We start from the raw sequence: 24,309 nt of genomic DNA on the forward strand, positions 1-24,309 counted from the left end.
ATTACCGAGGGCAGAATTCGGTTCTGCCCTCGGTATAAAATGATTTTATCATATTTTCTTTATCTGTAGAAGATGCTTCCAAGCTGAAGATCTTTCTTGAAGTCTCTGATCCTGGTATCTTTATCAATATAAACTGCTTCGATACCCATTGCTGCTGCCCAGTCACCCATCTGTTCTGCCGTCAGGTCATAAGAGAATGCAGTATGATGAGCGCCGCCCGCCAGAATCCATGCTTCAGCACCTGTAGCCAGGCTTGGCTGTGGTGTCCAGAATGCGGTTGCTACCGGAAGCTTCGGCATAGGTTTTTCTACCTTCTTGCAGTCTACATCATTGATGATCAGACGGAAACGGTTGCCCAGGTCTACCAGAGAGGTTGCGATAGCAGGACCTGTCTTGGAGGTATAAACCAGACGTGCCGGATCTTCTCTGTCACCCATAGAAAGCGGGCAAACCTTGATGCCAATCGGACCATCTGCGATGGTCGGGCAAACTTCCAGCATATGTGCTTCCAGAATGCCTTCTTTGCCAGGAACCAGATTATATGTATAGTCTTCCATGAAGGATGTTCCCTTTGGATTCTTCACGCCTGCTGTCATAATCTTCATCAGGCGAACCATAGCAGCTGTCTTCCAGTCACCTTCTGCTCCGAATCCGTAGCCTTTTTCCATCAGTCTCTGCATAGCCAGACCAGGAAGCTGCTTCAGTGCGCCAAGATCACCGAAATGTGTAACCACTGCCTGATAATTCTTCTCTTCCAGGAACTTCTCAAAACCAATCTCGATACCGGCCTGAACAGCTACATGTTTCCTGAATTCCTGAGGATCTCTTCCTTCCAGAATAATGTCGTATTTGCTGTAGTATTCTTCTACCAGCGTATCGATCTCATTCTGTGGAACTGCTGCCACATATTCTGCCACTTCATTTATCGGATAAGCATCTACTTCCCAGCCAAACTTGATCTGTGCTTCTACCTTGTCACCTTCGGTAACCGCTACGTTTCTCATATTATCTGCCACACGGCATACACGGATATGGCTGCTCTCCATGATACCAACTGCAGTTGCCATCCAACTTGCGATTCTTTCCTGCACTTCTTTATCTGCCCAGTAGCCAACGACTACCTTCCTCTCGATGCCCATTCTGGAAACAATGTGACCGTATTCTCTGTCACCGTGTGCAGACTGGTTCTCATTCATGAAATCCATATCAATGGTATCATATGGGATCTCACGGTTAAACTGTGTATGAAGGTGCATCAGTGGTTTGCGGTATTCCTGTAATCCGAGAATCCAGGACTTGGCCGGTGAGAATGTATGCATCCAGGTAATCACACCTGCACATTCTTCATCTGCGTTTGCTTCATTAAAAGTCTTACGAATCAGTTCGTTGGTAATCAAAGTCGGTTTCCATACTACCTCATATGGAAGTACTCCGGACTTATTCAGTTCTTCCACGATCTTCTGTGAATGTTCTGCCACATGTGCCAGACACTCATCTCCGTACAGATCCTGTGATCCTGTACAAAACCAGAATTTATAATTTTTCATTGTTTTCATTGATGCAAACCTCCATTTATTTTATAATAAATCTACATAAAAAGATATTATAAATATATCGTGAATGGCAATTTCCTACAAGGGAAGAATTTGCGAATTTGGTTGGATATTTTTGTGACACGAATTACATAAAAAGAAAGTTTGGTACTATCATGAAACTGAGTATGTGGATGATTGCTAATCGGCTGACCTCCTTTGATCTGGAACTTCATATAAAAAATGACGCAAAACAGGTATTAAAAAGTGCCCGTCAGGTATATGCCAATGACTGCGCAGTTGTCACAGCCAGAGGCTCTAACGTGATCTGCTATGATGCCTCTGATGTAGCAAACCAGATTATCATTAAAAATATGTCTGTTACACAGGGTATGGAACTGGTACAGAGTGTTTTTGACTTTTATCAGGACTGGATTGATGAAATCAAGCAGCAATTAAAAGACTTCAATTACCAGAAGGTGATTGATCTGTCCTGGAATGTTTTTCATAATCCTATTCTGCTTTTTAACGGTAATCATCGGATTCTTGCTATGAGCAGGTACTATACCGACGAAGAAATGGGGATTGAATGGTCATATCTGAAAGAGTTTGGCTATCCTTCCATGGAACATTTCCAGGTTATGCGAAGCAACAATATGCTTCGTGACGTAGAATATGCCCAGCTTTTTGCCTTTACAAAAAATGACTCTTCCAACGCCATGTCCAGCCCAATCCGGTTCCGGGATAAAATCTGTGGACGTCTTATCGTTTTGGAAAAAGACAGAAAATTTAATCAGGGAGATGTGGAACTCCTGAATATTCTCGTAAATGAACTGCGTCTTCCTCTGGCTGAACAAAAATCAGAAGATAAGACTTTATCCGAGATTAATTTCGACTGTCTTGGTAATCTGCTGGATGGTACAGGCACAAATATTCAGAGTCTCACATTTTTGCTCTCTTATATGCAATGGAACATCAATGATTACTACAAAGTCTATAAAATCAAGATTCAGGAAAGTCAGGAAACTCTTACTGTAAAAGAACGATTCTTTCTGGAGACCTTGCGCCGCAACACTATGGGCTGTGCTGTTCTGAAAAAAGAAAAGGGCGGAGAATTATACATTATACACAATCTGCATCATTCTCCTGAATCTGCAGTGAAAGAACGTCTGTTAAATCTTGCTAAGTATAATCGTTTCTTTCTTACAGAAAGTCTGGAATTTCAGGGAATATATCATCTAAATTTTCTGCGCGAGCAGGCTGATTATGCCATGGATCTGATCCATATTTATCACTATGATCCTGACATGCTTGCTGAACACCTGCCGTGTATTTCTTTCTATAACTGTGCAATTGAATATCTGATTACTTCCGGTAATCTCGGAAAAAGTATGTACGCCCTGCATCCAGATATTCTTCGCCTGTGGAGAGAACGCTGCAGAGATAAAGATCACAAGCTGGATACTTACATCTGCTACCTTGAAAACGGACGTTCTTTAAAAAAAGCAGCAGAACATCTGCATCTTCACCGCAACACACTTGTATATCGTATCAACAAAATACAGGAGTCCCTTCATTACCATTCAGATGATCTTTACACCATGGATTATATCCGGCTTTCTATCCGGATTCTGTATATTCTGGAAAAGCGGGGATTTCCTCTGAATATTTAACATCTATCTGGTAGGAGTGCAGTCTTACTGCGCACCTTTTCTCCATCTTCCAGACAGGAAAAATACCGTTCCAATCAGAATCGGGGCAAAGCCTGCCACTGCATCTCCATACCAGAAGCCCGCACTTCTCCAGTTCAGAACAAACCCCAAAAGTGCTGCCAGACCAATTCTTCCTATCACGCCGTCAATCAACGCCACCAGAAGATTTAATCTGGAATTTCCTGAACCATTAATCAATGAAAATGCTCCCGATCTGGTTGCGCAGCCGAAGAAATTCAAAATCACCGGCATCACCACAAGAGATGCCTTTGCCAGTACATCTCTGTCACTGGTGAACATGGAACAGACTACATCCGGGAAGCAATACAGCATCACAGATACTACGATGGTTATCGCCAGTCCGATCGTCAGCACTACCTGTAAAATTCTTGGTACTCTGTCATATTTTTCTGCACCAATACTCTGTCCGGTCATTGAGCTTCCTGCCGTAGTAAATGAATTGGACACAATTCCCATCATCAGAGCCGATTTATTATAGATGCCTGCCAATGCCGAATAAACCACACCCTCTGCATTAATCCAGGCTGTCAGTACTATCTTAGATATATTAATTGCTGCAGACTGTATCGCCATTGGTATCCCAAGTACCAGTAAAGGTTTCAGCACTTCTCCTGATATCCGGAAACTTTCTCTCTTAAAATCAAAGCCAAATTCCTCTTTCCTCCTGTACAGATAAAATATAGAGATCACGAAACTGGCTCCCTGTCCAATTACAGTGGCAAGCGCTGCTCCTGCTACCCCCATATGGCAGAATGCAACGAAAAAAATATCCAGTAGGGTATTTATGACCGCTGCAATTGCGATAAATACAAACGGTCTTCTGGAATCGCCCATTCCGCGCAGAATAGCCGATACAATATTATATCCGTAAATAAAAATCAGTCCAAAAATACAGATAACCATGTAATCCATCGTATATGTATAAGATTCTGAAGGTGTATTCAGAATATTCAGAATCTGATATCTGAGTAAATAACAGCTTACTGACATGATAATCGAAATTGCAAATAAAAAAGTAAACATCGTACCTATCATCTTGCTGATTAAATGATGTTTCCTTGCACCTACATACTGAGAAATAATCACCTGACCTGCTGATGCAAATCCCATAGCCAAAAATGTCAGTAAATGCAGTACATCACCACCTATGGATACCGCTGACATTCCTGTACCTCCTATCACCTGTCCCACCACTACCATATCAACCAGATTGTATATTGCCTGCAGTGCATTGGCAACAAACAACGGCATTGCGAAAATCAGGATCTGCTTTGTCACGCTCCCACTGGTCAGATCACGAACCATAGAAGCCTGTTCTTTGGTCTTTTCACCCATGTCTTTTCTCCTCTCTTCCTATATTCATATATCTACTGTTAGTTTAACTTATTCTTCCCCTTCCATTTTTCGTACTCCGATACGAATTTTCATTCTTTTTTTCTTTGTTTTTTTGTACCAAAGGACAAGGTATTTTTCTTTTTTGATTTGTATAATTATGACAGTACTTAAGAATATTCTTAACATAAAAATTTACACAGGAAAATGTATTGGGAGGTGTTTTTATGGCAAAGCAAAAGAAACCTGTTAGTAAAGGGTTAAAGGTCTTTTTCGGTGTGGGTGATCTCGGTTTTAACTGGATGACAAATATTGAGACTTATTACTATGCATATTTCCTTACTAATATCGCACAGTTTCCACTGGCTCTCGTTACTGTAATCCAGACCATCGGAAGTGTTATAGACGCTGCTTTATCGTGGACCTACGGAATTATGTTAAATAAGATGAAACCATTAAAATGGGGCCGGTACCGTTCATGGCTGGCAGTTCTTCCATGGGTTGTTCCGTTTCTGTATCTTTTCCAGTTTAAGAATATTGGAACTGGCGTAGGTGCAGCTGCCATCATTATTATTGGAACCGTATCAAGCCACATTGCATGGAACATACCATACGTTGCCAATATGGCAATGGTAAACATTGCTTCCAGTTCTGCCGATGACCGAAATACTCTTTCTTCTGTCAGAACGCTGTGGACTTATCTGGCAAGAATGACTTATTCCTACGTAGGACCTGGTCTTGTCGCATTCTTTACTGCTAAATTAGGTGAACATAACGCCTATGCAGCAACTGCATTTGCACTGGGAGCTATCATGGCAGCTCTTTATTTCGCACACTTTGTAATGTTTAGCGGATACGAAGAAACCGGTGCTGAAGAACTGGAGCGTCTGGCAAAAGAAGCTGCATCCAAAAAAGGCAGTGGTCAGAAACAGGCCGGTATTGGCACTGCAATTGTATCCAATCCTCAGGTTCTCGGCGTACTTGGTGCTTATCTGTTTTACATGATGTACAGCTTCTGCTTTTCTGCATTCGCAGTATATTATGGAAATTACATCGCACTGGATCCGAAATTCCTGACCCGATTCCTGTTATTCTCAAATATTACCGGAGTCCTTGGTTCTGTTGTGTGTCGAAAAGTAGCTAAGCAGCTTTCCTCCAAAGGAACATTCTCTGTTGCATTAATCTGTATTTCTGTACTGTACTTTGCATCCTATGTATTCAGACATACACCAAATATCGTTATCGTTCTGATGTCCATTGGTGGGTTCTTCGCAGCATTTGTAACCTCCATGACCATTCCTATGCTGGCAAACTGCTCCATTTACAGTGAATATAAAACCGGTGTTAACTGTACCGGTGCTGTTATGGGCTTCCTGAATGTACCTATTAAAGTGGCAGTTATCACCAGAGGTCTTTTCATCTCTACTGTTCTGGGTATTACAGGATTCAGTCCTGCTATCGCAGTAGAAGAGGCTTCAGAATCCGTAAAAAATGGTATTGCAGTTGGTTTTACCATTATTCCGGCAGTACTTCTGTTAATTGCCCTGGTAATCATTACATTCGGTTACCGCATAAAAGACAGTGACGTTGAAACTTATTCTGCAGAAATTGCAAAAAGAAGATCTTAATACTGAAAAGAATTCATTAACAGGAACGCAAACAAACACAATAAAGGAGGTAGTAAAGTATGTTAACAGCAAAAGAAAACTTATTAGAATGTATCCGCGGTGGCAATCCTGACCGTTTCGTAAATCAGTACGAATTTGTCAGACTTCTTATGAATCCTTCCGGTCTGCACAGCCCTCGTCCAAAAAGAGGCGAACCAGACTGTAAGAATGCCTGGGGTGTAACCTACAGCTATCCAATGAATGTTCCTGCAGGTTTCCCAGTACACACACCTGATAAGGTTGTCATTCAGGATATTGAGCAGTGGCAGAAATATGTGCACGCTCCTTCTCTCGATTTTTGCAATGAAGAATGGGATATGTTCAAAGCACAGTATGATGCAGTTGATACTACCAAAGCTCTGAAAGCTGCTTTCGTAGCTCCTGGCTTATTTGAGCAGTGTCATCACCTCGGTGAAATCGTAAATACGCTCCAGAACCTGATTGAGTATCCTGACGAAATGCATGATCTGATCAAATATCTGACTGAATATGAACTTCGTCTTGCAGAACTGATCTGTGACAAACTACATCCTGACACCTTATTCCATCATGATGACTGGGGTGGACAGAAGACCACTTTCATGTCTCCTACAATGTTTGAAGAATTTTTCGTAGAACCTTACAAAGAAATCTACGGATACTATCATAATCACGGAGTAGATATTGTAATCCATCATTCCGACAGCTACGCAGCTACCTTAGTTCCGGATATGATTGAAATGGGTATCGATATCTGGCAGGGATGCTTCTCCACCAACAATCTTCCTGAGTTGATTAAGAAGTATGGCGGAAAGATCTCTTTCATGGGTGGCATTGAAAACTGTCTTGTTGACTACGAGGGATGGAATCGGGAAGAAATCCGAAAAGTAGTAGATAAAACCTTAGGAGAATGTGGTAACAAATACTTTATCCCATGTATTGCACAGGGCGGTCCTGGTTCTGTATTCAAAGGTGTTTATGCTACACTTGGAGAAGAAATTGACAGTTACAACTGCGAACACTTTGGCTTGAAAAAAGAAGATATCGAAGCCGCTCGTTTACCAGAGATTATCATGTTCTAAATATTTTATCCAAACAGCGCCGATCTTTAAAAGGCCGGCGCTGTTTTTCTGTTTTATGATTACTGTATTCTGAGTCTTACCTGCAAAGTTCTGCTACGACCTGATTGATGACTTTACCATCAGCCTTGCCCTTCAGTTCAGCCATGACAGTCTTCATAATCATTCCTTTATTCTTCGTCGCAAGCACTTCTGCGAACTTCTCCTGAAGCACTGCTTTTACTTCTTCTGCAGACATCTGCTGTGGTGCAAATTCCTGCATCACATTGTAACGGAACTGATATTCTTCCTTCAGATCTCCTCTGCTCTCCGGGCAGGTATCGATCTGCTCTTTTACAGACTTCAGTTCCTTTAAGATTACCTGGTCTACCATGGATGTCGGGATATCATCTCTGCATCCTGCATCGATTCCTGCTTTTTTCACTGCGGAAACCAGTGCGGAAATAGCATCCTTTCTTGGCTTGTCCTTTGCTTTCATTGCTGCGATCATGGCAGACTGTAATGTTGCTAATTCCATTTTGCAAAACCTCTTTTCTATGTGTTCTGTAATAAATCTATCACAGGTTTTTTGTCATTTCAACAGTTTCTTGACAGGTTCCTTATTGAAATATTCAGCTCTTTTTGTTACACAGAAAATGTCAGTAACATCCGCTGACTAAACTATCTAAAAAGAGAGGGAAACGAATTATGAAAGTATTTAAAAAATTATCCATGTGTATCTTATCCGGTCTGCTTTGTCTTGGCATTGGCGCAACAACTCAGGCGGCTACAAAAACAGGAACCAATGTCTATGAAATGAATACCTGGGCTGGCAGCTCTGTTACAAAAGACAGACTCACTTCTGTTGATATTACCGGAAACGGCAAAAAAGACAAAATTGAGACCGAAACCACCCGCGTAGAGATTGAATTGAAAGTGAACGGAAAAATTGTCGGAATGTATCTTACTGGCGAAACCAATATTCAGGTTGTAAAGCTTTCCAAAAAATCTTTCTTTGAAATCACAACTTATGAAAAAGGCAATAAAATCAACTGTGGCTTATATGAAATGAAGAAAAACAAACTGACTCGTGTTCTGGATTACAAAAAACTGGTGAATCTGAAACAGTATGTCAAAAACAACTTCATTACCAGCAATGGCTGCTGGGGCGGTTTCCAGGCAACAAAAGCCAAGGGTAACACCATTTATCTGCGCGGATGGTTCGGAACCAAGAATCTGGGACAGGTGAATGCCTTCAATATGCCGCTTTCTTACTCCGGTAAGAACTTTACTTTAAAATCAACAGCAGCAACAGCAGATGCAGGTATGATTCCACCTAGCAAAAACGAATCCTTTACAAGATCCTTTACTGCAGCTCAGAAAATTCAGACCTACAAAGCTGCTGGTTCTTCCAAAAAATCATTTACTATTAAGAAAAATGCCAAATTCTCTGTAAAGAAACTTGCTGTTGTAAAAAAGAACCTCTATGTTCAGGTAAAATCCGGACGCAAAACCGGATGGATCAGATTAAATACATCCAGCAAAAAAATGGTGAAAGCTGCTGCAATTTCTATAGCAGGTTAATCACCTTATCCAATTAGATTTATCCGTCAAAAACGGTACATTCGCATAAAAGACAAATGCGAATGTACCGTTTTTATAATTCCAATTATGATTCCAGACTTTTCGGATTCAACAGGAAATCGTATATATTCATAGTCAATATCCCATGTTCGTCATAATATGGTGTTACTATATCTTTCGTCACTACAATTTTTTTAAAGGAATCATCAATCTTACGAAATGGTCGAATCTCCTGTGCCCTTTTTTCTTCATCTGGCAGGGCATAAGCCGACTGTATATAGTACCTTGCTGAACCAAGATTACATACAAAGTCCACTTCCATCTGTTTTCGAGTTGCTTTTCCGTCTTTTCCTTTTTCTGAAGTCTGAATTACACCAACATCCACACTGTATCCCCGCATACGAAGTTCATTATAGATAACATTTTCCATAGCATGGGTCTGTTCAAACTGTCTGAAATTGATTCTGGCATTTCTCAGTCCCAGATCTGAAAAATAATATTTTTTTGGCGTCTCGATATAAGATTTTCCTTTAATATCATACCTTTGGGCTGACTCAATCAAATATGAATCTTCAAAACAATCCAGATATTTTTTTATTGTATTAGATGTAATTTTTGACTTCTTTACAGTCTTAAATGTATTTTTCAGCTTTTCCGGATTGGTCAGGGAACCAATTGACGAAGATAAGATATTCAACAAATCCTCCAGTTCCCCCTGATTACGAATACGGTTACGTTTATAAATATCCCGGATGTAGATCTCCTGAAACAGATTCTGTAAAACTGCCGCCTTATCAGCTGCCCCCTCCCTAAGTACTACCAGCGGAATGCCGCCATAGAGCATGTATTCCGATAACCCCATATATTTGTCGCCCTGATAGACCGACATAAATTCTGAGAAACTCAGGGGATACATATGAATCTCATCCCCACGTCCGGCAAATTCTGTGATGATATCCTTGGACAGAAACTTTGCATTACTTCCTGTCACAAACACATCCATATTGTCTTTTCGAAGATATCCGTTCAAAACTGCTTCAAAACAGTCCATCAACTGTACCTCATCCAACAGCAGATAATACATCGCATCGTCTTTCACCTGGGCTCGAATATATGCCGTGAATTTTTCTGGATCCACACCACGTTTCTCTTTTTCCATCTGAATCAGACTCTCGCCAATCAGATATAAGTCATCCGCAGAATCAAAGGCAAAACGAATGATATGGTCCTTCTCTACTCCGCATTCCAGAAGATGATGATAAAAAATCGTATTCAGTAAATAAGACTTTCCACATCTTCGGATACCGGTAATCACCTTAATCAGTCCATTATTTTTTCTTTTTATTAATCTATCCAGATAAAAGTTTCTTCGTATTTCCATGCCCGCATCTCCTTTAGAAAAGATTTTTGCATTTAATTACAGTTTTCCGTTTTATTATAACCAAATAAAAAGCATAAAACAACCTGCATATATTAAATTTCCAAAGGATGCTACCTGTATTTCTTCACATACCAATCCGTAATCTAAAGATACACTGGTACTTTTTCTCAAGAACCACTTCTGAGCAATCGTTCCTGAATTTTATCATTCATTAATTCATAGGAATCCCAGTCTTCTCTTTTTACACCGATTCCGGCTTTTACACATAAAAATCGAATAATATCCATGATTTCCTGGGGTTTTAACCCAGTGCGTTCTTTTATCCACTCTGGTGTAACCGAAACGATTTCATGAGCTGCCACATTGCGCACCCTTTGTTCTACCTGTACCAGACTGGCAATCTTTTTCTTCATAACATCGTCTGAACTCATATTTTTGATCAAAGCTTTTAAATGAATGGAAGATACCATATCATATCGAAAATTCGTGAACTCTTTTGTTAAAATTTCATCTACCTGCGTATTTTCCAGCTTTTTCTGGTTCCAGACAAGCGCATCTTTTCTTAGTACACAATAATTTTTTAACTGAATGCCGCAATTATTTTCCACTATAATTTCCAGTAAATCATCGCTGATTGGTGTAATGCCACGCAGGAAATCTGCCAGTTCTTCCCTCTTTAACTTCAATTGCAGAACAAGCGCATATTCAAAAATTTTCTGTTTGCTTCCTTCTTTCACAGGAAAAAGAGAAAAATGATATTTGCAATCCAGCTGTGTTATCCGATTCTGATTTAACTTCACCCTTTCCACAGCTGCTTCCAATATTGCCAGTGCTTCGTCTGGCACTCTGTCCTTCAATTCTTTTGCCACCTCGTAAGCTGCATGATAATCATAAGCCAGCACATGCTTTTTGATCATATCCAGCTTCAACATCTGCATCAGATTTTTACAAATCGTTTCCTTGCAGCGGTTCTGAAATTCTTCCTTATTGTCTTCGTCCAGTTCCCAATTTGTCTCTACATCATACTCTACTCTTTCTTCAAATTCCAGATTGCTCATTCTCTGAGGAGATGCCACCTGAATTGGAAGGAATCTGTATTCTGCCAGCGTTGCCATTACTACCAGTGCACTTTTCATTCCCGGTGTTCCAGATGCCATGTTCACCAGTAAAATATCATCTTTGTCCATACCCTTTTCAATCTCTGAAAGAATTGCGTGAAACTCATCATAAAACACATCGTATTCATGTGCATTCACCATTTTCTCGTTCCTGATGATATGTACTGTAAACTGATGATTTAACTTTTCTCCCAGTAATTCCACAGTTCTGACATAACGGTTATCTTTGTCATGATGAACCAGCATCTCTTTCGTCAAATATAAGTAGATCTCATCTGGCTGATATACTCTGGCAATATGCAGCATCGATCCATCATGAAAATATTTTATCGGATCTGTATTTCCAATCGGTGAAAATAAAATCTTCTTTCCCATTTCAAATCTCCTTAAATCAATATTACTTCTTCCTGATCCCAGTCCTGAGTCACTCCCCAGGATAGCATCTGACTCTTTCCGGATATCTTATATACTCGGATATTATCTTCTTTTTTATTGATATATTTCGGTATTTCATCCAATAATTTTTCATACTTTCCTATCGGCAGCATTGCTTCGAATGCAGATTTTTGTACTCTGGTTCCATACCCCTGCAAAAATTTTGCAAATTTTACTCTTCGCTTGTTATCTACTATATCATAGATAATCAATATAAACAGACGGTTATCTCGATAATTTTCTATCACCTGAAAATAATAATCTTCTCTTAATCTGTCCTCTTCCATTTTCTCACCTTATCACTATTGGTTCATAGATAGAAGGATTTTCGCATTCAATCGCTCTGGACAATTGCTCCATTTGAAGGAAAATTGCTCTTCTAAAACTTACCGCATAGTCTACATAGGATAAATATTTTACCTCGGTCTGAAACTTTTTCTCCAGTTTAGTCAAATAAAGTTTCAAACCGTTTTTCGTCAAATAACATCCCGGATTCTCATAATCAAATGTAAAATCTTCTTTATGTATCTCATGTCCATTTATCATACTCATTGCCGTCGCATCCACAATGACCGCACGCCATTCTTCCATCAAATCACTGGCTAATGTTGGATGTTTTTCCGCATCTCGATGAATAAAACCAAAGTATGGATTTAATCCCTTCATTTCTATTTTGCAATAGACTTCATTCATCAAAATCGAATAACCAAGACTTATCATCGAATTGAATTCATCAATCGGCGGACGTTTACTTCTTCCATGGAAAGCAAATTCTGGCTCAATACATTTTGCCAAACCTGCAAAATAGTATTTAGCAGCCTGACCTTCATAACCAATCAATTCTGCAATACTTTTACAGCCAGACATTTTATTTCTGCAGATAGTCAGCATCTTCTGTTCTTCCGCGGCATCTGCTCCCTTGCTTCTTTCATATCTGCGCAAAACCACACTTTGATTTTTCACCTTCGCTGATAAAATTCTTTTTCCAAGCTCTAATGCAAATTCTGTATCATACAACTGGCATTGCTTTCTCTGTCGTGCAGTATTTACATGTCCTGTGGATTGTACTCTTCCAAAATAATTCCCGCCCTTAGAAAAATAAGACAAGGAAATTCCCCTCTTTAGGAATTCTTCCATACAGACAGTCGTCACCTGCGATTTACCCAGAATCGTTACGCCCTCTAGGGATTCTATCGGAATACTTCTTTTCAATCCATCTTTATACTTTATCATACAACGATTCGCTTCAAGACCAATGACAGCGCCATCTTCATTTACATATAAGAGACTCATAGAGATCCTCCTTTTTATAAAAATTGTGCCTGTGTAAACCTTCCTAACGTCCCCTTACGGGGGTATCTCTTTTTTTACCATGATGAACGTAACATTAACAGAAAACATTTTAACGTTTCCGTCCCCTCTCGGGGTTATCTCTTTTTTTACACTTACAACCGCAACAGTCAAACCAACACCACATACAAGTTTCCGTCCCCTCTCGGGGTTATCTCTTTTTTTACAGTTTCTGGAAGATCGACAAGCGAAAAGGCAATTATAGGTTTCCGTCCCCTCTCGGGGTTATCTCTTTTTTTACTATTACTTGATTTACACCCTAACAACACCTTATCTTTCGTTTCCGTCCCCTCTCGGGGTTATCTCTTTTTTTACGATATACTTGAACAAACACGCTGGAAGAGCCAATTCTGTTTCCGTCCCCTCTCGGGGTTATCTCTTTTTTTACAAGAAAAGGAGAATTAAAATGAGTGCGAAAGTAGTTTCCGTCCCCTCTCGGGGTTATCTCTTTTTTTACAAGCACAGCTCTTCCATGGAACGGTTCACCGAACTACTGTTTCCGTCCCCTCTCGGGGTTATCTCTTTTTTTACAGGTGAACGAAATGACACTAAGAGAATATATGGATAAAAGTTTCCGTCCCCTCTCGGGGTTATCTCTTTTTTTACTTTCTCTGATCTTCTGCTGCATCTGTGGATCATCTGTTTCCGTCCCCTCTCGGGGTTATCTCTTTTTTTACAAGGAAGTGGAAAATGAATAAAAACAATGAACCAGATCTTGTTTCCGTCCCCTCTCGGGGTTATCTCTTTTTTTACAAAATTTTCTCTTTTCATAGTTCGCTTTCTTCCCTTAGTTTCCGTCCCCTCTCGGGGTTATCTCTTTTTTTACCATATTTCATCTTTGATTGATTTGGATTCTTACAAAAAGTTTCCGTCCCCTCTCGGGGTTATCTCTTTTTTTACGGTCATTCCTGTTTCTTCCATGCAAAATTCCAATTTGTTTCCGTCCCCTCTCGGGGTTATCTCTTTTTTTACCATATTTCATCTTTGATTGATTTGGATTCTTACAAAAAGTTTCCGTCCCCTCTCGGGGTTATCTCTTTTTTTACACTCAGAAAGAATGGGCTGAATTGCTTGGAGTTAGTTTCCGTCCCCTCTCGGGGTTATCTCTTTTTTTACCCACTACTCCTGTACCGTTACAATCCAGTTTCTAGTTTCCGTCCCCTCTCGGGGTTATCTCTTTTTTTACGAAAAAGAAAACAGCTTCACATTTTACTCATCTGTTTCCGTCCCCTCTCGGGGTTATCTCTTTTTTTACAAAGTATCAGACTGTTTTAGCATAACTCCAATGGTTTCCGTCCCCTCTCGGGGTTATCTCTTTTTTTACCTAAGCACAAGTCGGTGGTATGAGACTATACAGGGTTTCCGTCCCCTCTCGGGGTTATCTCTTTTTTTACCTTCTCTGTCTCAAATCCCTGTCCTACCACGAAGATCCTTGTTTCCGTCCCCTCTCGGGGTTATCTCTTTTTTTACAGGTTCAAAAAAAATCTTGTAAGCCAATTTTTTAAAGTTTCCGTCCCCTCTCGGGGTTATCTCTTTTTTTACAATATATTGAACCCTAAAAACACATTTGTTTATGTTTCCGTCCCCTCTCGGGGTTATCTCTTTTTTTACTGATGCATATGACACAGTTGTTGACTGCGAAATTTCAGGTTTCCGTCCCCTCTCGGGGTTATCTCTTTTTTTACTGGAACACTGGAAGATGTAAACGAGTTTTTGGAACAATTGTTTCCGTCCCCTCTCGGGGTTATCTCTTTTTTTACCCAAACACTTTTATAAAAGAAGTTGTTGCAGCAGTTTCCGTCCCCTCTCGGGGTTATCTCTTTTTTTACAAAAACTATATTGATACGATCATTCCTCTTTTCGTAGTTTCCGTCCCCTCTCGGGGTTATCTCTTTTTTTACATGTTATTATAATATTGTCGAAAGACGATAAAAGTTTCCGTCCCCTCTCGGGGTTATCTCTTTTTTTACAAAATATTCTTTTTTCTCTTTTTCGTAGTCACTCAGTTTCCGTCCCCTCTCGGGGTTATCTCTTTTTTTACTGTGGAAAGTCGGGCACGTATCCAATGGCGTATGCGTACTGTTTCCGTCCCCTCTCGGGGTTATCTCTTTTTTTACCCCATCTGTCCAGATTCCAACATTAAATGAACCAATTGTTTCCGTCCCCTCTCGGGGTTATCTCTTTTTTTACTATAAATCTTACATTTTTAGCATTCATTTTAATAGTGTTTCCGTCCCCTCTCGGGGTTATCTCTTTTTTTACTAAAATCGGTCAAGATGTAATCTGTATTATTGATACAGTTTCCGTCCCCTCTCGGGGTTATCTCTTTTTTTACAGTAAGAAAGTGGAGGGAAAGAAAATGAAAGAAAAATGTTTCCGTCCCCTCTCGGGGTTATCTCTTTTTTTACGAATAGAGGTGAAAAGAATGTTAAAGTATATAACAGTTTCCGTCCCCTCTCGGGGTTATCTCTTTTTTTACTTTGTAATGTAAATCCATTGTTGAGTGTTTCGTTCGTTTCCGTCCCCTCTCGGGGTTATCTCTTTTTTTACCCCATCCCTCATCCCCCGCTTTTTTTTAGGCTTCTGCATTAATTTTGCGGGGGAAACTATGATGGATGATTTTTTCTCTGAAAATTGGTTCGTTTTTGGCTGCAAAATCCGTATATAAGCCCTGCGGCGTAAAATCATTCTATTCTCTCGATTTTGCAGCGACATTGTCCCATTTGATACCGCTTTCCAGCGTAATATGTACTTTTCAAGATGTGCGGCGATACTCCGTACTGCATATCTTTATAATGTTTATGGTTTCTTGGCACGTTGGTTTTCTCAAATATACTCTGACAGGCTTTGATGCCTTCTGTTCCCTGAAACAGTGCATAAATAATGGTTTTCGATACGAATCCAGCACCTCCACCAAGATATACCATATCCTCTGAAGGACAATTCGCTCCCCTGAATTTTTCTGAAAAATTCTCATTATAAATAGAGTTGAAATTATGTATAGCTTTCATCATCTGTCTGTCATCCAATGGGAACAAGTCTGTATCTATTGTCAGCATCATCTCGATTTGTGTCTGAGGCTTGATGCATTCTCGCAGTAAATTCAGTTTCTTCTCTACCCCATCTGGATGCACTTCTACCTTCTGGCATAGTGTCAAATCATCTGTCTGCAATGGCTTGCTGTCGCCTATGATGATTCCTGATAATCTGTCATTTACTGCATTCTCTCTCTTCTTTTCAAATCGATTCAGCAAATGATAACATTCTACTTCTGCATTTTTCATACTTGCCGCCAGTACTCTTTTCCGGCTTACATTCTGATTCCGATTTTGGAACAGTTCTCTTTCCATATCCGCCGCAATCCGTTCATATTTCTGTGGATGTTCACAAATATCATTACACAGCAGAATAGTTCGCATCATACCTTTCACAGAACTTCCTGGAATATATGGCTGACCATAGGAATCCTTTATATATTCCATAATCTGAACCGGTTTGCCATGTTCCAGTTCCATATCACTGTTTTTCAGACGATATCGAATACAGTTCTGAATATCCTTTACCTGAATTTCCTGGTTCAGGATCCAGTTTCCAAGTGACATTCTGTCATTTTTCAGCATAAAATCCAGATATTGTTTTTCAAGATGCTTCTTTTCTATAAATGAATAGAATTTCTCAATATCAAGAACCAGGACTGTCCCATCTTTTAGACGAAGATATTCCTTTTTCGATATCTCTTTTCCACTTCCCACAAAGACAGGACCTACTGCTGTCAGTGTCAGCGTATATGTCTGTAATTTTCTTTTCATCATCCAACCCCCATGAATATGCCCATTGCATACCGATACACTGGATGTCTTCCTGCATCAGATACATCTACAATCTGTCCAGAAAATGTTTTCCCAAAACAAGATCCAGACTGAAAAACATACAGATCTCTCTTTCTCATCTGCTGATCCGCATAATCTGTGGATGCGACAAATCCACTTCTTTTCAGCAACTGATATTCTGCCTGTTCCAATATCTGTTCCAGTTCATTCTCTTCTGGAAGAGCAGTGGACAGGAGCATATATTTTTCTGCCGATGTTTCTAACTTTGTGCGCAATATTACAGGCATATCACAGCGCTCATATTCAAATCTTCCCATTCCGGTATGTCTTTTTCCACCAATTCCACTGTAAGATAATCCTGTCATCAATTCATCTAACAGCTGAATCCCTTCTTCATTGTCTGTCTTTACAAGAAAATACAATCCATTTCCTTCCTGAAAGGTAAAATATCGTACCCGATATGGTTCTGGTTCTTCTTTTCCTCTCACCGCAACAGATACCTTCATTCCGATATATCCCAGTTCCTGTTCTTCTTCAAATTCTTCTGCCTTGGTTTCGCCTTTTAAGTATCGCTCTAACGTACTAAGTGGAATGTATTTTAATTTCTTAAATTCCTTTTTCTCTTTGGAATTGCCCTTTTTATCGGTTCCCTCTATTCGAATATACGGTTTTGGAAGATAATATTCCCTACCCTGATATGGAAAACCATCCGAAAAAATTAATTTTCCAGTATGAACCATCTGGTAAAAACTATTTTCTTTTTGCTGCTTCATTGCCTCCTGATAGAGAGCAGAAAACAAGGTATCCGCATACAGTGTAGGATTGGTGTCATTTAATGACTGTTTTCCAAAACGCACATTACTCAGGAACTCCATTTTATATATCTGGTATATCATGTTGTTTCCCTTCTCCTAATTCTCCACTGCATTTTGCAATATCTCATTACATTTTTCCATGACGGATTCTTCTATATCCCCAATTACCACATCTGCATACAGATGGCTGAAACCAACTTTTCCATATCCTCTGGAACCACTTCCACCCAGGTAATCATATTGGAGTAACTTCATGCCTTCGCCGATTGTCTCCATGTCTTCCAGTAGCTCTTCTATATTTTCTACTTCGTAGATGATATCCAGTTCAAAGATACTGCCACGTACCACACGTTCTATCTGTCTTGGAGTCGCTACTGCGGTAGCTCTGTTAATCGAATTCTCAAACTTTACTTCTGTCATGCTTTGCAGACCTTTTTCACGTAATTCCTGATCATTTACCATGATCATGTCTGATATCTGGATTCTGCTTGGTTTCACACTTCCTTTTTTGGCTGATCCAAAAAGACGGGTAAGGCGTATGTCATCATCATCCGGGGACACAACTCTTTCGTTAAATTCTTTTGCCAGAAGACTTCTCATTTTCCCTTTCAAGGAGCTTCCCGGTATCATTGGTAAGTTTGTTCTTACATCCTTAATCACACTGGAATCTACAGCTCCAATCGCAGCAAACGCACTGCTGCCTCCAATATGCATACCTGTTTTTACTTCTAAATCACCTGTTATCTGAATTTTAGCGTACATAATTTGTCCTCTTTCTTTTATCTGAATTACTACTCTTGTCCATCATAAAATCTATGAAAAGCTACTAACGCTTCCATATATCGATGAAATAGTAAAAATTTCTGTTTATTTCCTCTAATTTCCTTTAAATTTTCCAGAATACATGCATCTCTCACGAATGCTTTTACTTTTGTATCCCTACCTGCCTCATATACAAAACGTATTTTTAAATAATTAATCCGTCCACATATTTCATCATTCAGGTCATTGCCTCTTGTATTGGTTTGGCTCATAATCTGATTGTAGATATCTGCGCACATCGATAACATATTTCGAATCTGAGACATTGTAAGAAGGCCCAATTCCTTTCCATTCTTTTGTTTCTCTTTTTTCAACTGCAATATAACCTTTTCTGCAACATCTACATAGTTTTCTTCCGTAACCAACATATCTCTATTCCTCTCCCTTCCGATTCACATATACATATAAGGAAATAGCTGTCTTTAATTGCCTGCAGTCTTGTTCTGACCGAATCCAATTACACATATGTTCTGAAAAGCTGCGATACATTGCTTTTCTTTCAGTGCTTTCCCGCTCTTCTGGCTCCAGTCTTGCTATCAAATACACAAATCTTGCAAAATTAATCTTTTCTTTTTGATTCCGAATCAGCTCCAGCATTTTATATAAGAAGGCATTGCCTTTATCTTCGAAATTTTCCAGATATTCCGACAAAACCCGATACTTTTCTCCGATCACTTCGTTCTCAAATGTATCCCATTTATAGGTTCCGTCACTGATTTTCCCATTTAATCCGGCTTCTGTATGTTTTTCTCCATCTTCCAGTATTGTCACTGCGTTTTTTCCTGGCAATCGCTTGGAAGAATCTTCCTGTTCTCCTGCTTCTTCTGCAATTGCTCTGATCGGATAACTGGCGTCATAAATACCAATACCACCAGATAATGTCAGTGTATTCTGTGTATACAATTTTAACTTATTTTTCAGATCAATGGCTAACTCTATGATGTCTTTCCATTCACCAACCAGAAAAACATCATCCCCTCCGGAATAGATAATCGTCGCATTCCTTCCCGTTTCTTTCTTTTTTCCATCCATGGTATATTCCGGGTTATTCAGGATCTGATTGATATGCAACTTGAAAAATAAGGAAAGCAGTCGCGATAACGTTGCCGTTCTGGAAATTGTCACATAGCGGTTATTATTTTCTGCATTTTCAAATCCAGATACGAATGTCTGTCCAAGATTATCCACATCTGCTCTTAATACTCCGATTCGCTTTATTCCTTCTGATGAGTCTGCCAGTTCTTCAAATGTCTGTCCCTGGGTATATTCCCCTACCCATAATTTTGTCGCCAGCTGCTTTCCGGTATATCTTCGATTCTTTGCATAGACTCGCTTAAACTCAGGCTGATTCATCCACTTTATGATATTTTCTTTTTTCTCCGCAATAAGTGCGTAACCTCCCGGAAGTGGCAGTGCATCTCTGTGTTCTCCTTTTAAAATCAGGAAAAAGTTCTCATACAGCACCGCATTTGACAGTTTCTCGATTTTGCGGCATATACTGCATACACCTTCTTTATCTACTTTATCAATTTTTCTGCATACTTTACACTCTCTCGTGTAATCATCTGCTCTTCTGCTATTCAAATACAAAATATCCTTTGCCTGATATCTTTTTACTTTTCTCTCCGAAATCATCGTACCAACTTTTCGGAATAGTTCTGCATAACTTCCATTTGGTTCATTTTTCAAAGTTTCACTGTTACAAATAGCATAGCCGCCTGCAACGTAAAGTGCTATCTGATATTCCTCCAGACACCATTTCTTCAGCCTTTCCAAATAATCATCTACGATTTGCTGTGCTTTTACCGTTCCCGGAAGGATCATATAACAATGTCCTCCTCCACTATATAACAGATTTGCTCTGGACAAATTCAGTTCTTCCAACAGACAGTCAATCATATGTTCCATCAAAATCTCCAGATAAAATGATCTGGCTCTCAACGTCCGAAGTGCTTTTCTGGTGCTGATCGTGTAGATAAAATCCTGTATGCCTGAAATATCCATGGAAAACAGCATAAAGCAATCTTCTTTGTATACTTCCTTTGTGTTCTTCCAGATGATATCTTTATAATTTTCCTGCTCTTTTTCCTGACAATATTGGTACAGACAGCTTGCAAATGCCGCTGTCAGCTTCACATGATCATACAAAGATACATCCGCCAGTTCTCCCGTTGAAGTAGAAGACGGTACATAACTCAACGTAGCTTCCAATACTTCCAATAAGGAATTGATATAATCTGCATTCCATTCTCGGCCTTTCAAATTATCCGTAATCTGGTCTTTCACCCTGCTATAAAAGAACTCCTCAAATGGAATTTTTTCTTTTTGTGGATAGATCCTTTCGGATGTCTCTTCCATCATTCCCGGCAAATAATAATAGCTCTGATGATTTCCGTTTAAGATATTAAATACGCTCTGCAGCGGCATTGTTTTTTCAAATCTTACATCTTCATTTTCTGAACTCCGCCTGTCAGTGGCAGCCGCAATATTATCTGCCACATACACCAGATATGCCAGATCATCCTCATCTATATCTGCCTTGCTTAATGCATCTGCATGATGATATTTCACACAATGTAATATTTCTTCAGAGTCTATTCCTACTTCATCTTTTAAATAATCGTATCCACTCTGGCTGTGTTTTCTCCGATCATCTCCCTGACGATATATCACTTTTCCCACATCATGTAAAAGCGCACCTATGATCAGTTTTACTTCCTTATCTGTCATTTTTCTTTTCTCCCTGTTCCATAAGCCTTATGGCGCCCATTCCCATTGCTGTTTTTATCCCCACGCCTGAATACTGTCCATACTTCATCAACATTCTTGCATATCTTGCCATTGTACCTGTTCCCTTTATCTTCAAACGAATGCTTCCCACAAATCCAGGTATATTTACTCCCTCCAACGGAAATGACATGCTGCGCAAATGGTATCGAACAATTTCACTGTTTTGTGTCAACTGCTCCAATGTGTCTTCGTCTATCATGTCCATCTCTTCTGATGACGCTGTATACTTCATCATCAGACTCTGATAAATCATACGAATATCTGGATAGAAAACGTATTTTCCATTACTTTTAAATGCTGTAGGCGTCTGAAATGTCAAATTTAAGAATCGATTTGCAGGTATTTCATAAAATTCTTTTAACAGTTCATTTTCTGCACGAGTCTCAAAATTCCTGCGCACAATGTTCACATGAATCTGCCCGTTTTTTATCTCAAATTCATTTAACTGACTCAATGGAATGATCATTTTTTTATAGGCTTCCTGTGTCACAGTCCTTATATACCATATTCTCTTATCATCTTGCTTAACGACACATTGGCTGTATGGTTTCAAATTACTCTGATGCAATATCTCCGCATACTCTTCCTCAATATGCTCCATAATCACTCCCTGTAAATTGGAAGACTGTTTATAATCTAATGTCTCATTATCTAATTCCATTTTCAGTTCCGCGTACATTTTCGTTCCACCTTTATTTATATTACTATCTCAATTATAATTTCATTGGTATTTTTAGTCAATATTTTATATTTGCAGATCATTTTTTTAGTAATATTAGCACACAAAAAGAGATGATAATTCTCGTTTACCATCTCTTTCTACACTGTCTATATTACATATACCGAATTAAATTGTCCGAATCGCATCTTTCATGCTCTTAATATATTCCTTCACATATGGCACACATTCTTCTCCGTACTGTCCGCACAATTTCACGATTGCGCTTCCCACAATAGCTCCGTCTGACACTGCTGCCATCTTCGCTGCCTGATCGGGTGTGGAGATACCGAATCCAATGGCACATGGAATGTCTTTTGCTTCTTTGACCAGTTTCACCATAGCACCGATATCGGTGGTGATCTCTTTTCGCACACCGGTTACACCAAGGGAGGATACGCAGTAGACGAATCCGTTGGCTTCTTTTGCAATCATAGAGATACGCTCATGGGAGGTTGGTGCAATCAGGGAGATCAGATCCAGACCGTATTTCTTGCACGGTTCATCGAATTCTGCCTTTTCTTCAAATGGCACATCCGGAAGGATCAGTCCGTCCATGCCAATCTCTGCTGCTGTCTGCAGGAAACGGTCCGTTCCGTAAGAATAAACCACGTTGGCATAGGTCATAAACACCAGCGGAATCTGTGTGTTTTTGCGGATCTTCCGTACCATGTCAAAGATCTTGTCTGTGGTGACGCCACCGCTTAAGGCGCGGATATTGGCTGCCTGAATCACCACGCCTTCTGCTGTCGGATCAGAGAATGGAATTCCCAGTTCGATCAGGTCTGCACCGGCTTCTTCTGCGGCATAGACTAACTGCTCGGTCACTTCCAGAGACGGATCCCCACAGGTAATAAATGGAATAAATGCTTTTCCGTTTTCAAATGCTTTCTTTACGTTACTCATGGATATCCTCCCCTCTGTATCTGGCGATTGCCGCACAGTCCTTATCTCCTCTTCCGGAAATGGTAATAACGATGATCTGTTCCCTGCTCATGGTCGGTGCCAGTTTTCTCGCATAGGCTACTGCATGAGCGCTCTCGATAGCCGGAATGATACCTTCTGTTCTGGCGAGATATTCAAAGGCTTCCACGGCTTCCTCATCAGTTACCGGCACATATTCTGCTCTTCCGATATCATAGAGATGTGCGTGTTCCGGTCCGATGCCCGGATAATCCAGCCCTGCGGAAATAGAATAAACCGGGGCAATCTGTCCGTATTCATCCTGGCAGAAGTAGGACTTCATACCATGGAATATGCCAAGGCGTCCGGTAGCGATGGTAGCTGCTGTCTCTGCGGTATTAACGCCTCTTCCGGCTGCCTCGCAGCCGATGAGACGCACGTCTTTATCTTCAATAAAGTTATAAAATGTACCGATGGCATTGGAACCGCCACCTACACATGCCAGTACCGCATCTGGAAGTCTGCCCTCTTTTTCCAGCATCTGTTCTTTGATTTCTTTGGAAATCACGGCCTGAAAATCACGCACGATGGTCGGGAATGGATGTGGACCCATGACGGATCCCAGACAATAGTGGGTATCATCCATGCGGTTCGTCCATTCACGGAATGCTTCTGATACTGCATCCTTCAGGGTTCCGGTACCGGATTTCACCGGAATCACTGTGGCTCCCAACAGTCTCATACGATACACATTCAATGCCTGGCGAATAGTATCTTCCTCACCCATGTAAACCACACATTCCATATCCAGAAGTGCCGCTGCGGTAGCGGTAGCCACACCATGCTGACCCGCTCCGGTCTCTGCAATCAGACGGGTCTTTCCCATCTTCTTAGCCAGCAGCGCCTGTCCCAGCACGTTATTGATCTTGTGAGCGCCTGTATGGTTCAAATCCTCTCTTTTCAGATAGATCTTCGCTCCGCCCAGGTCCTTCGTCATGCGCTCTGCATAATACAGCCGGGATGGTCTTCCCGCATAATCATTTAACAGCTGGGTCAGTTCCGCCTGGAACTCCGGGTCTTTTTTATAATGTTCATAGGCAGCTTCCAGTTCAATCACTGCATTCATCAGTGTCTCTGGAATGTATTGTCCACCGTGGACGCCAAATCTTCCTTTACTAGACATTTTCTCTTGCTCCTTCTATTCTTTAACTTATTTCTGCTATGTTGCTGAATATCTTTACATAACCGGTTTCATCTGCCTC

The 24,309-nt window shown here is 40.3% G+C and carries 19 protein-coding genes and 1 CRISPR repeat array; of the genes, 4 read left to right on the forward strand and 15 right to left on the reverse strand.

From position 1 onward, the window contains the following. Positions 1–59: 59 nt before the first annotated feature. Positions 60–1,556 (reverse strand): L-arabinose isomerase, encoded by a 1,497-nt coding sequence (gene araA, locus H8716_RS02010; RefSeq protein WP_249306857.1) that lies wholly within the window; start codon positions 1,554–1,556, stop codon positions 60–62. A gap of 152 nt (positions 1,557–1,708) precedes the next feature. On the opposite strand from araA, the gene H8716_RS02015 reads away from it, so the two are divergent. Further along, entirely contained in the window at positions 1,709–3,205 is a 1,497-nt protein-coding gene (locus H8716_RS02015) for a PucR family transcriptional regulator (protein WP_249306858.1), read from the forward strand. A 24-nt stretch (positions 3,206–3,229) separates the two neighbouring features. Here H8716_RS02015 and H8716_RS02020 read toward each other — a convergent pair whose 3' ends face one another. Further along, positions 3,230–4,600 carry an MATE family efflux transporter gene (locus H8716_RS02020; RefSeq protein ID WP_249306859.1) on the reverse strand — a complete coding sequence of 457 codons (1,371 nt, stop codon included), beginning with the start codon at positions 4,598–4,600 and terminating at the stop codon, positions 3,230–3,232. 224 nt (positions 4,601–4,824) lie between these two features. Between H8716_RS02020 and H8716_RS02025 the strand changes: the two genes are divergently transcribed. Continuing rightward, positions 4,825–6,225, forward strand: coding sequence for an MFS transporter (locus H8716_RS02025; RefSeq protein WP_249306860.1), 1,401 nt, complete (start codon positions 4,825–4,827; stop codon positions 6,223–6,225). Positions 6,226–6,284: 59 nt separating this feature from the next. Next, complete coding sequence (locus H8716_RS02030) at positions 6,285–7,325, forward strand: uroporphyrinogen decarboxylase family protein (RefSeq protein ID WP_249306861.1); 1,041 nt, start codon at positions 6,285–6,287, stop codon at positions 7,323–7,325. 76 nt (positions 7,326–7,401) lie between these two features. On the opposite strand, the gene H8716_RS02035 is transcribed toward H8716_RS02030, so the two are convergent. Then, entirely contained in the window at positions 7,402–7,839 is a 438-nt protein-coding gene (locus tag H8716_RS02035) for a GatB/YqeY domain-containing protein (RefSeq protein WP_249306862.1), read from the reverse strand. A 170-nt stretch (positions 7,840–8,009) separates the two neighbouring features. Here H8716_RS02035 and H8716_RS02040 point away from each other — a divergent pair, with 170 nt between their 5' ends. Beyond that, positions 8,010–8,885: a hypothetical protein gene (locus H8716_RS02040; protein WP_249306863.1), complete on the forward strand. Its 876-nt coding sequence runs from the start codon at positions 8,010–8,012 to the stop codon at positions 8,883–8,885. 85 nt (positions 8,886–8,970) lie between these two features. Here the strand turns inward: H8716_RS02040 and H8716_RS02045 are convergent, their stop codons facing one another. The 12 genes from H8716_RS02045 to trpB all read right to left on the reverse strand — a co-directional run bounded on the left by H8716_RS02045 (position 8,971) and on the right by trpB (position 24,230). Further along, a complete protein-coding gene (locus H8716_RS02045; protein WP_249306864.1) occupies positions 8,971–10,266 on the reverse strand; it encodes an ATP-binding protein in 1,296 nt (431 codons plus the stop codon). A 167-nt stretch (positions 10,267–10,433) separates the two neighbouring features. Further along, on the reverse strand, positions 10,434–11,759 hold the full coding sequence (gene csm6, locus H8716_RS02050; protein WP_249306865.1) for a type III-A CRISPR-associated CARF protein Csm6: 1,326 nt from the start codon (positions 11,757–11,759) through the stop codon (positions 10,434–10,436). A gap of 11 nt (positions 11,760–11,770) precedes the next feature. After that, positions 11,771–12,106: a CRISPR-associated endonuclease Cas2 gene (cas2, locus tag H8716_RS02055; protein ID WP_249306866.1), complete on the reverse strand. Its 336-nt coding sequence runs from the start codon at positions 12,104–12,106 to the stop codon at positions 11,771–11,773. A gap of 4 nt (positions 12,107–12,110) precedes the next feature. Next, the gene (gene cas1, locus H8716_RS02060) at positions 12,111–13,112 is read right to left on the reverse strand and encodes a CRISPR-associated endonuclease Cas1 (RefSeq protein ID WP_249306867.1); all 1,002 of its coding nucleotides are present in this window, start codon (positions 13,110–13,112) and stop codon (positions 12,111–12,113) included. A gap of 42 nt (positions 13,113–13,154) precedes the next feature. Then, positions 13,155–15,719: direct repeats of the CRISPR family, unit length 36 nt; unit sequence GTTTCCGTCCCCTCTCGGGGTTATCTCTTTTTTTAC. A 134-nt stretch (positions 15,720–15,853) separates the two neighbouring features. Beyond that, the gene (gene csm5 / locus H8716_RS02065; protein ID WP_249306868.1) at positions 15,854–16,981 is read right to left on the reverse strand and encodes a type III-A CRISPR-associated RAMP protein Csm5; all 1,128 of its coding nucleotides are present in this window, start codon (positions 16,979–16,981) and stop codon (positions 15,854–15,856) included. Beyond that, positions 16,978–17,895 (reverse strand): type III-A CRISPR-associated RAMP protein Csm4, encoded by a 918-nt coding sequence (gene csm4, locus H8716_RS02070; protein ID WP_249306869.1) that lies wholly within the window; start codon positions 17,893–17,895, stop codon positions 16,978–16,980. Before csm4 ends, csm5 begins: the two co-directional genes overlap by 4 nt. 15 nt (positions 17,896–17,910) lie before the next feature. After that, a complete protein-coding gene (gene csm3 / locus H8716_RS02075; protein ID WP_249306871.1) occupies positions 17,911–18,576 on the reverse strand; it encodes a type III-A CRISPR-associated RAMP protein Csm3 in 666 nt (221 codons plus the stop codon). Positions 18,577–18,605: 29 nt separating this feature from the next. After that, the gene (gene csm2, locus H8716_RS02080; protein WP_249306872.1) at positions 18,606–19,004 is read right to left on the reverse strand and encodes a type III-A CRISPR-associated protein Csm2; all 399 of its coding nucleotides are present in this window, start codon (positions 19,002–19,004) and stop codon (positions 18,606–18,608) included. A 4-nt stretch (positions 19,005–19,008) separates the two neighbouring features. Continuing rightward, on the reverse strand, positions 19,009–21,366 hold the full coding sequence (gene cas10 / locus H8716_RS02085; RefSeq protein WP_249306873.1) for a type III-A CRISPR-associated protein Cas10/Csm1: 2,358 nt from the start codon (positions 21,364–21,366) through the stop codon (positions 19,009–19,011). Further along, on the reverse strand, positions 21,356–22,105 hold the full coding sequence (gene cas6, locus H8716_RS02090) for a CRISPR-associated endoribonuclease Cas6 (protein WP_249306874.1): 750 nt from the start codon (positions 22,103–22,105) through the stop codon (positions 21,356–21,358). The genes cas10 and cas6 overlap by 11 nt, the downstream gene beginning before the upstream one ends. A gap of 168 nt (positions 22,106–22,273) precedes the next feature. Then, positions 22,274–23,050, reverse strand: coding sequence for a tryptophan synthase subunit alpha (gene trpA / locus H8716_RS02095; protein ID WP_249306875.1), 777 nt, complete (start codon positions 23,048–23,050; stop codon positions 22,274–22,276). Further along, complete coding sequence (gene trpB, locus H8716_RS02100) at positions 23,043–24,230, reverse strand: tryptophan synthase subunit beta (protein WP_249306876.1); 1,188 nt, start codon at positions 24,228–24,230, stop codon at positions 23,043–23,045. Before trpB ends, trpA begins: the two co-directional genes overlap by 8 nt. Positions 24,231–24,309 lie beyond the last annotated feature (79 nt).

The sequence above is a fragment of the Jingyaoa shaoxingensis genome (genome assembly GCF_014385005.1).
Lineage (GTDB): Bacteria > Bacillota > Clostridia > Lachnospirales > Lachnospiraceae > Marvinbryantia > Marvinbryantia shaoxingensis.